The organism is Mycobacterium appelbergii (genome assembly GCF_032883035.1).
Classification (GTDB): Bacteria; Actinomycetota; Actinomycetes; order Mycobacteriales; family Mycobacteriaceae; genus Mycobacterium; species Mycobacterium appelbergii.
This window is the reverse complement of the sequence record NZ_JAMQTH010000012.1, coordinates 12,048-24,324: the sequence shown is the minus strand read 5'-3', so window position 1 is coordinate 24,324 and position 12,277 is coordinate 12,048. Positions and strand designations below refer to the sequence as shown.

Annotated in this window: 13 protein-coding genes; 7 read left to right on the top strand and 6 right to left on the bottom strand. The window is 66.5% G+C overall.

The window, feature by feature from the left end:
* Window positions 1-129: 129 nt before the first annotated feature.
* Both M1247_RS25270 and M1247_RS25265 read right to left on the bottom strand, forming a co-directional pair.
* Window positions 130-978: a PfkB family carbohydrate kinase gene (locus M1247_RS25270; protein WP_317159156.1), complete on the bottom strand. Its 849-nt coding sequence runs from the start codon at window positions 976-978 to the stop codon at window positions 130-132.
* A gap of 97 nt (window positions 979-1,075) precedes the next feature.
* Complete coding sequence (locus M1247_RS25265; protein WP_317159155.1) at window positions 1,076-2,077, bottom strand: LacI family DNA-binding transcriptional regulator; 1,002 nt, start codon at window positions 2,075-2,077, stop codon at window positions 1,076-1,078.
* A 103-nt stretch (window positions 2,078-2,180) separates the two neighbouring features.
* Between M1247_RS25265 and M1247_RS25260 the strand changes: the two genes are divergently transcribed.
* The 5 genes from M1247_RS25260 to M1247_RS25240 are packed head-to-tail and all read left to right on the top strand — an operon-like array spanning window position 2,181 to window position 7,063.
* Window positions 2,181-3,344 carry a phytanoyl-CoA dioxygenase family protein gene (locus tag M1247_RS25260; RefSeq protein ID WP_317159154.1) on the top strand — a complete coding sequence of 388 codons (1,164 nt, stop codon included), beginning with the start codon at window positions 2,181-2,183 and terminating at the stop codon, window positions 3,342-3,344.
* Window positions 3,341-4,348, top strand: coding sequence for a Gfo/Idh/MocA family protein (locus M1247_RS25255; protein ID WP_317159153.1), 1,008 nt, complete (start codon window positions 3,341-3,343; stop codon window positions 4,346-4,348). The genes M1247_RS25260 and M1247_RS25255 overlap by 4 nt, the downstream gene beginning before the upstream one ends.
* Window positions 4,345-5,214 carry a sugar phosphate isomerase/epimerase family protein gene (locus M1247_RS25250; RefSeq protein ID WP_317159152.1) on the top strand — a complete coding sequence of 290 codons (870 nt, stop codon included), beginning with the start codon at window positions 4,345-4,347 and terminating at the stop codon, window positions 5,212-5,214. The genes M1247_RS25255 and M1247_RS25250 overlap by 4 nt, the downstream gene beginning before the upstream one ends.
* Window positions 5,211-6,191: a Gfo/Idh/MocA family protein gene (locus M1247_RS25245; RefSeq protein ID WP_317159151.1), complete on the top strand. Its 981-nt coding sequence runs from the start codon at window positions 5,211-5,213 to the stop codon at window positions 6,189-6,191. Before M1247_RS25250 ends, M1247_RS25245 begins: the two co-directional genes overlap by 4 nt.
* Window positions 6,192-6,217: 26 nt before the next feature.
* Window positions 6,218-7,063 carry a hypothetical protein gene (locus tag M1247_RS25240; RefSeq protein WP_317159150.1) on the top strand — a complete coding sequence of 282 codons (846 nt, stop codon included), beginning with the start codon at window positions 6,218-6,220 and terminating at the stop codon, window positions 7,061-7,063.
* Here M1247_RS25240 and M1247_RS25235 read toward each other — a convergent pair.
* Complete coding sequence (locus tag M1247_RS25235) at window positions 7,036-7,371, bottom strand: hypothetical protein (RefSeq protein ID WP_317159149.1); 336 nt, start codon at window positions 7,369-7,371, stop codon at window positions 7,036-7,038. The genes M1247_RS25240 and M1247_RS25235 overlap by 28 nt on opposite strands.
* Window positions 7,368-8,354 carry a LacI family DNA-binding transcriptional regulator gene (locus M1247_RS25230; RefSeq protein WP_317159148.1) on the bottom strand — a complete coding sequence of 329 codons (987 nt, stop codon included), beginning with the start codon at window positions 8,352-8,354 and terminating at the stop codon, window positions 7,368-7,370. Before M1247_RS25230 ends, M1247_RS25235 begins: the two co-directional genes overlap by 4 nt.
* A gap of 149 nt (window positions 8,355-8,503) precedes the next feature.
* On the opposite strand from M1247_RS25230, the gene M1247_RS25225 reads away from it, so the two are divergent.
* Window positions 8,504-9,274, top strand: coding sequence for a TIM barrel protein (locus M1247_RS25225; protein WP_317159147.1), 771 nt, complete (start codon window positions 8,504-8,506; stop codon window positions 9,272-9,274).
* Between the two features lie 8 nt (window positions 9,275-9,282).
* Here the strand turns inward: M1247_RS25225 and M1247_RS25220 are convergent, their stop codons facing one another.
* The gene (locus M1247_RS25220) at window positions 9,283-10,365 is read right to left on the bottom strand and encodes an aldo/keto reductase (protein WP_317159146.1); all 1,083 of its coding nucleotides are present in this window, start codon (window positions 10,363-10,365) and stop codon (window positions 9,283-9,285) included.
* Between the two features lie 151 nt (window positions 10,366-10,516).
* Between M1247_RS25220 and M1247_RS25215 the strand changes: the two genes are divergently transcribed.
* Window positions 10,517-11,416, top strand: a complete 900-nt coding sequence (locus M1247_RS25215; protein WP_317159145.1) for an AraC family transcriptional regulator — start codon at window positions 10,517-10,519, stop codon at window positions 11,414-11,416.
* Window positions 11,417-11,457: 41 nt separating this feature from the next.
* Here the strand turns inward: M1247_RS25215 and M1247_RS25210 are convergent, their stop codons facing one another.
* Entirely contained in the window at window positions 11,458-12,276 is an 819-nt protein-coding gene (locus tag M1247_RS25210; RefSeq protein ID WP_317159144.1) for an ATP-binding cassette domain-containing protein, read from the bottom strand.
* Window position 12,277 lies beyond the last annotated feature (1 nt).

Here is a 12,277-nt window from a genome sequence, read left to right as displayed (position 1 = left end):
ACACCACTGTGGTTTTCGTCACGTTTTGGAGAATGTCATTCTCTAAGGAAATGCTACCCGTCGGTAGCGCGCAGCTAGCACTGGCAAGCACCAACTTGACAGCTGTCAACTCAACGCTACGACCTGCGGTTACACGCCTTGGGAGGTGCCGACCTGCACCCGCTTCTGCAGCTCCCGGGCGACGAGTTCGCTAGCACGTTCAGCGGCGTGGCGCGGTTCGGCACCGGCCGCCCGGTTGGCGACATAACAGGCCGTGAACATGTCCCCGGCGCCGGTCGTCTGGACTCCGAGCACCCGCCACGCAGCAGGTACCCGCACGATGTCGCCCTCCAGGTAAATGACGCAGCCCTCGGACCCGTAGGTCACCACGATCTCCGGCACACCGAGCCGGCGAGCCGTTGAAGCATCGAAGGGGCCGTCGGCGACCACCAGTGCCTCATCCTCGGCGAGTTTGAGAACGTCCAGATGCGTCAGCAGGTCAGTCGAGAAATGCCGGTCCTCGACCAAAGGGCCGAGCCGGTCCGCACGCACCAGGCCCTGCCCGTCGTAGGCGACGCGGTGCCCGCGGGCGGCGAGAACCTCAAGCGTGCCTGCCGGAAAGTCTGTGCGCAGCAGCGGCGCGAGGTGCACCCAGGTCGTGTGTGGGTCGGCGGCCTCGATCTCGGCGGCGCCCCAGACCGGCCCGATGGCCTCCACCGACATATGTCGATGGTCGGTGTCGTCGTAGTCGAGGCGGAACGAACTGGTCCGGTCCGACGGCAGGATCGCGACCATGTCACCGAAGCGGTCCAGCAGCGGGTCGAACAGCGCGTGGTCGACTTCGGCGCCCATCGCGGCGATGCGGCCGGTTCCGCCGGTCGCCTCCAGCGCCACCCCGGCAAATGACGCACATCCGCCCGGGCTCCTCGGTGCTCCGTCGATCACATCGATCGCCAAGTTGCCGAGCACGGTCACGCCGGGGACTAACTCTGTCCGCATCAAGAGAGTCTCCCGGTCGTGGTCTGGCGGCGTCCGGCGCATCCAGGTAGCGGTGTGGCCGTGCGGGCGAAATGGTAGTCGGGATCGTTGGTGGCCCTCATGGCGGCAGGTTGTAGGGCGTGATCACCTGGATCGGCGTGGGACGGGCGGGCTCGACCGGAAGGGCGCCGTGTTGGGCAAGGATCAGCCGCATCGCCAGCCGGGCGTCGGCCCGCAGATCGTTGTGCAGCACCACCGATATCTTGCCGTCACGCAGCAGTGTCCGGTTGTCGGCGTCGAGGTCGTGGGCCACGTAGACCCGGCACACTCTGCCGAGCTTCTCGAACGCCGCGACCGTCGCGGTGTTGCCGCCGCCCGGCGAATACACCGCCTCCACCGACGGATTCCGCCGCAGCGCCTCGAGCACCAGCCGTTCGGTGGTGGCATCGATGCCGTCGCTGTCGCTCACTTCGACGATGTCGCGGCCGGAGGACCGCAGCCCGGACCGGAACCCGACCTCCCGCTCCCCCTCACCACGAAAAACTGTGCGACTCAAAGTGATCAGGACCGACGACGGTGCCGACCCGAGCCACTGATCCATCAGATACGCCGCGGTCGCGCCGGCCCCGTGGTTGTCGATCCCGACGTAGGCGCAGCGGGAACTGTGCGGCACGTCGGTCGTGTAGGTCACCACGGTGACGCCCGCAGCAACGAGTCGATCGATGGCCTCGACAATCTCCGGCTGATCCGGCGCCTTGAGCACCACACCGTGACTGCCGCGGATCCTGGCCAGCGCGTCGACCATCTGGTCCGTCGCCCCCGACTCCCACAGGCGGAACCGGGCCCGCAGCATCGCCGGGGCGAACGCAGGCAGTTCAGCCTCGATCGCCGCACGGAACGCATCGGAGAAACGGCGGGGCGTCTGCATCACCACGTCGATCAGGAAGCGACGCCCGTTCAGCCGCAACTGCGCCCGTTGCTTGTCGAGGTCGGCGATCGCCTGCAGGACCTCCGCGCGGGTGTTCTCGCGGACGCCGGGCCTGTCATTGAGCACACGGTCCACCGTCGCCTCGCTCAGGCCCGCCTGCTGAGCGATTTCCCGCACTTTGTATCGGTGCACGTTCCCCCTTTTCTCGCGCGCCTTTTCCCGCCAGGGTGTGTGAGGGGTTTTTGATGGGTTTCTGCCGTTGATTGTGGCACAGTACACAGCGAGACTAGCTGCCATGGCCGCACCGCTGAACACCGCGCATCGGGCATGGATCGAGGAACCCGACTGTTCGCTCGAGGACTTCCGCGCCCAGGTTGCCCGCGAAACCGACCCGTCGGACTACCCGCATGCCGTGGATGTGCGTCGCAACATTCCGGTCTACTCCGCGACCGCGATCGCCCGCACCGAGCGGCGGGCGCTGCAGACCGAACTCATCCGTGCCCTGAGCGAGGGTCCCGGCGTCGTGGTGTTCGATGGCGGCTTCGACCACGACCTGCTGGATCGTGCCAGCGGTGCGTTCAACTCGATCATCGCCGCACAGCGCGCCGACGGCGCCGCCGCAGGTGATCACTTCGGCAAGGCCGGAGCCAACGACCGCATCTGGAACGCCGCCCAGAAGCTCGCGCTGCACAGCCCGGACGTCTTCGCCGAGTACTACGCCAACGACGTCCTCGCACTCGTCTCGCAGGCCTGGCTCGGCCCGCGCTACCAGGTGACCTCGCAGGTGAACGTCGTCAATCCCGGTGGCGCCGCGCAGGTTCCGCATCGCGACTACCACCTTGGTTTCGTCGCCCCCGACCAGCTGGCCGACTATCCGCTGCACCTGCACCGGCTCTCGCCCGCGTTGACGCTGCAGGGCGCAGTCGCCCACTGCGATATGCCACTGGAGAGCGGGCCCACGATGCTGTTGCCCTACTCGCAGCGTTTCGAAGCCGGCTACATCGCGTTCTACCGGCCCGAGTTCATCGAGTTCTTCGCGGCCCACCACGTGCAGGTACCGCTGCGCAAAGGCGATTCGGTGTTCTTCAACCCTGCGCTCTACCACGGAGCCGGCGCGAACACCTCGGCCGACATCAGCCGGATGGCCAACCTACTGCAGATCTCCTCGCCGTTCGGTCGTGCCATGGAGTCGCTGGACCGCACCGCGATGGTGCGCGCCATCTATCCCGCCCTGCTCGCGATGAAGGCCGCCGGACGCCCGCGGCGCGCGCTGGCCAACGCCGTCAATGCCACCGCCGAGGGTTACCCCTTCCCCACCAACCTCGACCAGGACCAACCGATCGGCAGTCTGGCCCCGGCGAGCCAGGTGGACACCGTCCTGGCTGCACTGGACGCCGACCTCCCCTTGGCAGATCTCGATCGCGAATTGCATGCCCAACACGAACGGAGAATCCCATGACCACGCTCGGCGTCATCGGCCTGGGGCGCATCGGCGCATTCCATGTCGACACCCTGTCCGGACTGGACGGTATCGACAGACTCATCGTGGCCGACGAACGCCCCGACGTGGTCGCCGCAGTGGCGGCCAAACATGGTGCCACGCCTGCTGATTCGGTCGAGGACCTGCTCGATTCCGGAGTAGACGGCGTGGTGGTCGCCGCCGCCACCGGAGCCCACGCCGAGCTCACACTGGCTGCCGTGCACCGCGGACTGCCGACGTTCTGCGAGAAGCCGATCGCCGCGACCGCCGCCGAAAGCGCCCATGTCGCAGAGGCGATCGCCCGTTCGGGCGTACCTGTGCAGGTGGGATACCAGCGGCGGTTCGACGCCGCGTTCGCCGCGGCCAAACGCGCGGTCGACGAAGGAACACTGGGACAGTTGCACACCGTGCGCAGCACCACCATGGATCCCGCGCCGCCGCCGATGGAATACATCGCCGGTTCCGGAGGGATCTTCCGCGATTGCGCCGTGCACGATTTCGATGTGCTGCGGTGGATCACCGGCCAGAACGCGGTGGAGGTGTACGCCACCGGGACCGTGCAGGGCGATCCGCGTTTCGCCGAATACGACGATGTCGATACCGCCGCGGCGGTGGTGACGTTCGACGGCGGTGCGATGGGCATCGTGTCGGCAGCACGCTACAACGCCCGCGGCTATGACTGCCGCCTGGAGGTCCACGGCTTCAACGACACCGTGGTGGCAGGGTGGGACCAGGGAGCACCGATGCGGAACATGGATCCGGACAACGATTTTCCGTCCGGCCCCTACCACCACTTCTTCATGGACCGCTTCACCGACGCCTTCCGCGCCGAACTCGCCGGGTTCGTATCGGTGGTCAACGGCAACGCGATCCCCGGCGCAACAGTCGCCGACGCGGTCGAGGTGGCCTGGTTGGCCGAGGCCGCGACCGAATCACTACGACGCCACGCACCGGTACGCATCGAGGAGGTCCGCAACGCATGAGTGCCATCAAAATCGCCGGAGCACCGATCTCCTGGGGTGTCTGCGAGGTACCCGGTTGGGGATATCAACTGCCCCCGGATCGGGTGCTCGCCGAAATGCGCGGCGCGGGCCTGAGCGCCACCGAACTAGGTCCCGAGGGGTTCCTGCCTGCCGACACCGACGACTTGACGGCCACCCTGGCCGCACAGGACCTTTCGTGCGTCGGCGGTTTCGTGCCGGTCGTACTGCACGACGCCGACCACGATCCCGCTACCGATCTCGCCGGCCCGCTGGCGTCCCTGCGCGCCGCCGGAGCCGACGTGGTGGTGCTTGCCGCGGCCACCGGAGCCGACGGGTACGACTCGCGCCCGGAGCTCGACGGGAACCAGTGGGCGACGCTGCTGGCCAACCTCGACCGGCTCGCCGACATCGTTTCCGACGCGGGACTGTTGGCGGTGCTGCACCCACACGTCGGCACCATGGTGGAGTCCCGGTCCGATGTGGACCGGGTGCTCGCCGGTTCGGCGATCGCGCTCTGCCTGGACACCGGCCATCTGCTGATCGGCGGCACCGATCCGGTGGAACTCGCCAAGGCCGTACCCCAGCGCATTGCGCACACTCACCTCAAAGACGTCGACGCGGCATTGGCCACCCGGGTGCAGTCGGGCGACATCACCTATACCGATGCCGTCAAGGCAGGCATGTACACGCCGCTGGGCACCGGTGACATCGACATCGCGGGCATCGTCTCCGTTCTGCGGGACAACGGTTTCGACGGCTGGTTCGTCCTCGAACAGGACACCATCCTCGAGGGCGAACCCACCGGTGACGGGCCGGTCGCCGACGTGGTCACCAGCGTCGCCTACCTGACCAGCGTCACAGCATGACCCTGCGCATCGGGGTACTCGGCGCATCGCGGATCGCCGAGAAGGCCATCGTCGGCCCGGCGGCTGAACTGGGTCATCGTCTGGTGGCGGTGGCGGCGCGCGATCCGCAGCGGGCGGCGGCCTTCGCCGACAAGTACGGGGTGGAGCGGGTCCTCGACGGCTACCAGGCGGTGATCGACGACCCCGAGGTCGACGTCATCTACAACCCACTGGCCAACTCGTTGCACGCACCGTGGAACCTCGCGGCGATCGCCGCAGGCAAGCCGGTCCTGAGCGAGAAACCGTTCGCGCGCAACAAGTCCGAAGCCCTGTCGGTCGCGCAGGCGGCTGAAGCCGCTGGCATCACGGTGCTCGAAGGCTTCCATTATTTCTTCCATCCGGTGACGCAGCGGGCGTTCACCCTGGCGGCCGCCGGTGAGCTGGGCGCGATCACGCGTGTCGAAGTGCGGATGGGCATGCCCGCGCCCGGGGACGCCGACCCGCGTTGGTCTCTGGAGTTGGCCGGTGGCGCGCTGATGGATCTGGGCTGCTACGGGTTGCACATCATGCGATCGTTGGGCCGCCTGGTGCTGGGCGGTGCGCCGTCGATCCTGAGCGCCCGCGCCGAACAGCGCTCACCCGGTGTCGACGCACGGTGCGATGTCGAACTCTCATTTCCCGGTGGGACGACGGGATTGGCGACGCATTCGATGGTGGCCGAAGCGTATTCATTCACAATCCGGATCGTCGGTACCGGCGGTGAAGCGCTGGTCCACGATTTCATCCGGCCCAACGACGACGACCGGTTGACAGTGCGGTCCGCGGCATCCGAGCGAGTCGAGCGGTTGGGCACCCGCCCCAGCTACACCTATCAACTCCAGGCATTCGCCGATCATGTGCAGAACGGGGCACCGCTACCGTTCGGCACCGCGGATGCAGTGGACAACATGGCCTTCGTCGACGCGGCCTACCGGGCCGCGGGACTTGAGCCCCGCTGACGGTTGGCGACCGTACGATCCACAGTGTGAAGCTGTCGACGCTGGACCTCGCGACGCGCAAGTTCTGGCGGGTCACCGGCCGCGTCGTCGACCTCGACGGTACCCACGCGTGGCTGCAGGCCCCCTTGGGCACGAGGGACGGTGGAAACAGCTGGCTACGGGCCGAAGCTGCCCGGCGCGGCGGCGCATTGACCGAGGGCGATCCCGATGCCGGCTTGCAGCCCGGCCTTGCCGGGCTGGCAGGGCCCGGGTTCGATCCCGCGACGGTGCACCCGATGATTCACGACTTCTACACCCACACAGCGCGATGGCGGATGGAGGTGTGGAGCAGCTGGTCGCCGCTGTTCTGGCCTGGCGGAGAGCTAGTCTCGCGCCTATTCGGCAAGCGGGTGCGACAGCTGGCGCTGCCGATGCGGCCACTGGATGTCGCGCGCGGCATGGACGGCCGGGTATCGGTGATCACCGACAGCGGCGGTACTCAGGTGGCGGCAGGATGGATCCGGACCCTGCGCGGCAACGGCGACACTGTGTTCAGCGGATGTTATTCGCGCAGAAAGCTTCCCGATGCCCTGCGCCCCAGTGTCCATGTGACGTTCCCGCTGGAGGAGGGCAACGTGCAGGTGTTCCTGCAGCCACAGCACCGGCCGGCCGGTGGCCTGCGGCTCGCGTCACCGGCTGGGTCGTGGGGCGCGGACGGGGCCTATGTGTTGGTACGTGACCGGGGACGCTACTTTGCCAAGCGCGTCCCGATACACGAGACATTCGATCTGTATGTCGATGACGAGCAGGTGCTGCGCACCGATCACGTACTGCGGGTGTGGAATACGGCAGCCGTCCGATTGCACTACAAGCTGGAACGTCGCGGAACGTAACAAGTACGCCCGTTCCAGCTGCCGTACTCGGACAGCGGACGGAACCGGTAGGTTGCGAACTCGTGATGAAAGTCCCGGCGTCGCCGCTCCGCCATCGCGTCGGCATGCATGGCGGGGTCTGCGACTTCGGCGATGCCACTGTGACCGTGCACCATATCGGTCATCGCCCGAACCGAGTTCCAGATCGAGAACGTGGGGATCGACCGGGGCGCAACATGTGCCGCCTGAGGCGGGCGGCACAACAGCGGCACCGCCGCCACTATGGGCATCTCGACGAGATGAAAGGTGAACACGCCGAGATCGGTCATGGCATAAGTATCGGCGCAGCCGTCGAGCCGCGTATCACCAGTTTGGGCTCGCACACCAGGTCGACCCTGGCATCAGTGGAGTCGATGCGCTCAACGGCGCGGCCGACGGCGAGATCGGCGAGCTGAGCGCTGTCCTGACCGACAGTGGTCAGGTCGACGTGCGTCAGACCCGCAAGCGGGCTGTCGTCGAAACCGACCACCGACACGTCGTGCGGCACCCGCACTCCAGCACGGATCGCAACATCGATGAAGCCGAGCGCGCACCGGTCGTTGAACGCGAATACCGCTGTCGGAAGCGGTGATTCCAGCAGGGCTGTCGCAGCAGCCGCGCCCGCACGTTCGGTGCTACCACCGTTGACGATCGTCGCGCCGACTCCCGCCGCGGACGCCGCGGTGCGGTAGCCCTTGCGCCGTTCGGCCGCGCCGGGTGCGCGTCCGCCATCCAGGTACGTGATCGCGGTGTGACCGAGCCCGGCCAGGTGCTCGACGGCCAGCCCGGCGCCGAACACGTCATTGTTGCGGACAACGTCCACCCCACGCGCCTTCCGCGCAACCGCCACCACCGGCAGCCGGGTGTCGAGTTCGACCAGCTCGCGGGTGGGAAGTTCAGGGCCGATCAGCACAAGCGCCTCGACGCGGTCGTCGAGCAGGGTGCGCACCGCCTTGCGTTCGTCGTGGTGGGGCGTGACGCAGCTCAGCAGGACGTCGTAGCCACGCTGTTCGGCGGCCCGGTAGACCCCGTCGACCAGACCGGCGTGGAACTCCTGCCCCGCAGTGAAGACCACCCCGAGAAGATTGGTGCGCTGTGAGCGCAACATGCGCGCCCGTGGGTCCGGCCGGTAGCCGAGCTCGTTTGCGGCTTGGCGCACCCGCTCGCGGGTGGCGTCGCTGGCACCGGGCGCTTCCCGCATCACGATTGACACCAGGGCGCGGGACACCCCCGCGCGCGCTGCCACATCATGAAGGGTCGGACGGTCCCGCATGCGGAGCAGTCTAGAACGTTCTAGAAAAATCCTTGACTGCATCCGTCGCGCAGGATTTACTTTGCGTCGAACTAGAACGTTCTAGCTTTATCAGGAGCCCTCATGTCAGACAATCTTCGCTTCTGTCTCACCGCCACGGCGGCGCGGTGATGACCTTCGATCTGGCCGTCTGTGCGGAGATGGTGTTTACCGAGCTCGATATCGTCGAGCGCGCCCGGCGGATATCGGACCTGGGCTTCTCGGTGGAGATCTGGAGTTTTCACGATAAGGATCTCGACGCGCTCGCCGCCACGGGAGCCCGGTTCTCGTCGATGACCGGGTATCTGCACGGCGATCTCTACGATCCCGAGGGCGCCCGCGAGGTCGTGCGGACGGCCCAGAAGGCGATCAGAGCCGCTGAGGTGCTCGGTGTTCCGCGGCTTGTGGTGCATCCCGGTGAGCTAGTGGACGGCCAGGCAGCTCGGCCACAGCATCGGGCCACCGGGCAGATGTGGCTCTCCGCGCAACGTGGACTGGAGTCGCTCGGTGAGCTTGGCGCCGATGCCGGTGTCATGTTCTGCCTGGAGAACCTGAACACGATCGTCGATCATCCCGGCGTGCCGCTGGCCAGGGCCCAGGACACGCTGGCGCTCGTCGAGTCCGTCGACCACCCCAACGTCAAGATGATGCTCGACCTGTACCACGCCCAGATCGGCGAGGGGAACCTGGTGGAACTGGTGCGCCGGGCCGGCGCGGCGATCGGCGAGATCCAGGTCGCCGATGTCCCCGGCCGCTGCGAACCGGGCACCGGTGAGATCCACTACCCGGCGGTGGCGAAAGCCTTGCGCGACAGTGGATACACCGGTCCGGTAGGCATGGAGGCCTACGCCGCCTCTGACAGCGTCGCCGCACTGGAGGCATTCCGCGCCGCGTTCAGCTGACCGCGGGTTCAGTACCGAACGTCACTGGCCAGCAGCGGCGGATACACCCTCGACGGTTGCCCGTCCACAGTGGTGCCCGCGAATTGCAACATGGCCCGCATGTCTCCGTTGAGTTCTGCCGGGTAGTTCAGCGCCGGCACGGATACCTTGTCGAGGCGATGCAACTGTTCGGGCCTCAGCGTGATGTTGAGTGCAGCCAAGTTGGCCTCCAGGTGCGCCAGGCGCCGCGCACCGATGATGGGCACCACAGTTCCGGTGCGGGCCCGCAGCCAGGCCAGCGATACTGCCGCCGAAGTGGTTTCGAGCTCGTCGGCGATGTCGGCCACTGCGTCGATGACGGTGTATTCGTCATCGTTGGGCCCGCCGACGAACGCGGCGCGCTCGGAGTCGACCACGTCGGTGCCGCGGCGGTACTTGCCCGACAGGAAGCCGTTCTTCAGCGGACTCCACGGCACCAACGCCATACCCTGATCGGCCGCCAGCGGTGCCAGCTCTCCCTCGACGGTCCGCGCCAACAGCGAATACTCGACCTGCAGCGCGACCAGCGGAGTCCAGCCCCGCAGCAGCGCCACGGTCTGAGCTTGCGCGGTGACCCAAGCCGGGGTGTTGGAGAACCCGATATAGCGGACGGTGCCTGCGCGCACCAGATCGTCGAGCGTGCGCATGGTTTCCTCGATCGGGGTGTGGCGGTCCCAATTGTGCAGCCAGTACACGTCCAGGTAGTCGGTTTGCAGCCGACGCAGGGTTTGGTGCAGCTGCGCAGTGATGGCCGACCGCCCCGCACCCCCGCCGTTCGGGTCACCCGGGAACAGGTTGGTGAAGAACTTCGAAGCCAGCACCACATGCTCGCGGCGACCGGGGCTACAGCCGAAGAAGTCGCCGAGGATCTTCTCCGAGTGCCCGTTGGTGTAGAAGTTGGCGGTATCGATGAAGTTGCCGCCCCGGTCCAGATAGCGGGCCAGGATCCGTTCCGACTCCTCGACACTGGTTCCCGCTGCACCGGGATCCTCTCCGAAGGTCATCGCGCCGAGCGCGAATGGACTGACGCGTAGACCGGACCGACCGAGGGTGACGTAGTTGTCGAGCGACATGAAACTTCTCCTTGCTGAGGCGAATTGGATGGTTCCATCGAATCCGACCTGCAGCCCCCGCGGTAGACCAATCATGGCCGACTCTTGCACAATCCTGCTTGTACTATCGTGATCGTCCACATACGCCTGCGCCAGGTGATTGGCTGAACTCATGCGCTCCGCGTCCGACTCCCTTGCCGATATTCGTGCCCTCATCGCCATGCACGCGCGTCCGGATCTGCGGACGCCGATCGACGGCCTGCTGCTGTCGAAGGTCACCAGGTCCGCGACGCCGGACTATTCATTGACCGAGCCGTTGCTGGTCGTCATGGCACAGGGCGGCAAGCGGTTGCTGTTGGGTGAGCGGGTTTTCGAGTACCGGGCCGGGCATTGTCTGATCGTGACGGCGAATCTGCCTGTCACCGGCGAGTACCTGGCGCCGTCACTGGGTATGGGACTGGTGCTGCGGCCTGCCGCGGTCGCAGCATTGATGCTGCAGGTGCCGACGGCACCCCGCACGTCGCCCACCGGACCCGCAATGGCCACTGGACCTGCCGATGCCGAGTTGCTCGACGCCGTCGCCAGAATGCTACGGCTCCTCAACCATCCCGCCGATGCCCCGGTGCTCGCACCGCTGATCGAGCAGGAGATCCTCTGGCGGTTGCTCACCGGGCCCCACGCCCAGATGGTGCGCCAGATCGGGCTCGCCGACAGCGATCTCGCGCACCTGAGTGTCGCCATCGGCTGGATACGCGAGAACTTCGCCGAGCCGGTCCGGATCGAGGATCTGGCGCGGATGTGCGGGATGAGCACCTCGGCGTTTCACCGACACTTCCGGGCCGTGACGGCTATGAGCCCCTTGCAGTTTCACAAGCGCATCCGACTGCAGCAGGCGCGGACACTGTTGGTTGCGCAGCGTGACGATATCGCCGGCGTGGGGCACCGGGTCGGATATGACAGCCCATCGCAGTTCACCCGGGAGTACCGCAGATTGTTCGGCGCGACACCGGGGCAGGACGCCGCGCGGTTACGCATAGTCGAACACATCCCGGAACCCGCCCACGTTCTCTGACCAGACACGACGGGGGTGCCGTCGGCACGGGCAAGCGAAGGCTAGTTGCGGCCCAACTCGTGACTGAGGGCCTCGAGTTCGTTGCCACCGGCCATCTCCTGGGTGAGGTGTTCCAGGGTGATCTCGTCATAGCTGCAGTCGAGCTTCTGGCGGCCACGGTTGAGCAACACGAAATGGTCACCGACCATGTGCGCGTGATGCGGGTTGTGGGTGATGAAGATGACGCCGAAGCCCTGATCCTTGGCCGCGGTGATGTAGCGCAGCACCATGCCGGATTGTTTGACCCCGAGTGCGGCGGTGGGTTCGTCGAGGATCAGCACGCGGGCACCGAAGAAGATCGCTCTGGCGATCGCCACGCACTGACGCTGGCCGCCGGACAGCGAGCCGATCGGCGCGTCGACATCGGGCAGGTCGATGCCCATCTTCTGCAATTCGGAGATGGTGGTCGCGCGCATCGCGTTGATGTCCAGCGACTTCAAGATGCCCTTCTTGCGGAGCTCGTTGCCCAGAAAGAAGTTGCGCCACACCGGCATCAGTGCAACCACTGCCAGATCCTGGTACACGGTCGCGATGCCGGCCTTCAGCGAATCCTTGGGCGATTCGAACACCGTCGGCTTGCCGTCGATGAGCAGCTCCCCCTCGGTGGGTTTGTGCAGCCCCGCGATGATCTTGATCAGTGTCGACTTGCCTGCGCCGTTGTCACCGAGCACACCGGTGACCTCGCCCGCACCGACCCGCAGGTTGATGTCCTTGAGCGCGATGATGTTTCCGTAGCTCTTACCGACTTCCTTGAGCTCGACCAGTGGTGTCTCGCCACCCGAGGGTGTCTCGGCGAGCGGCGCTTCAGCAGTTGTGCTCATC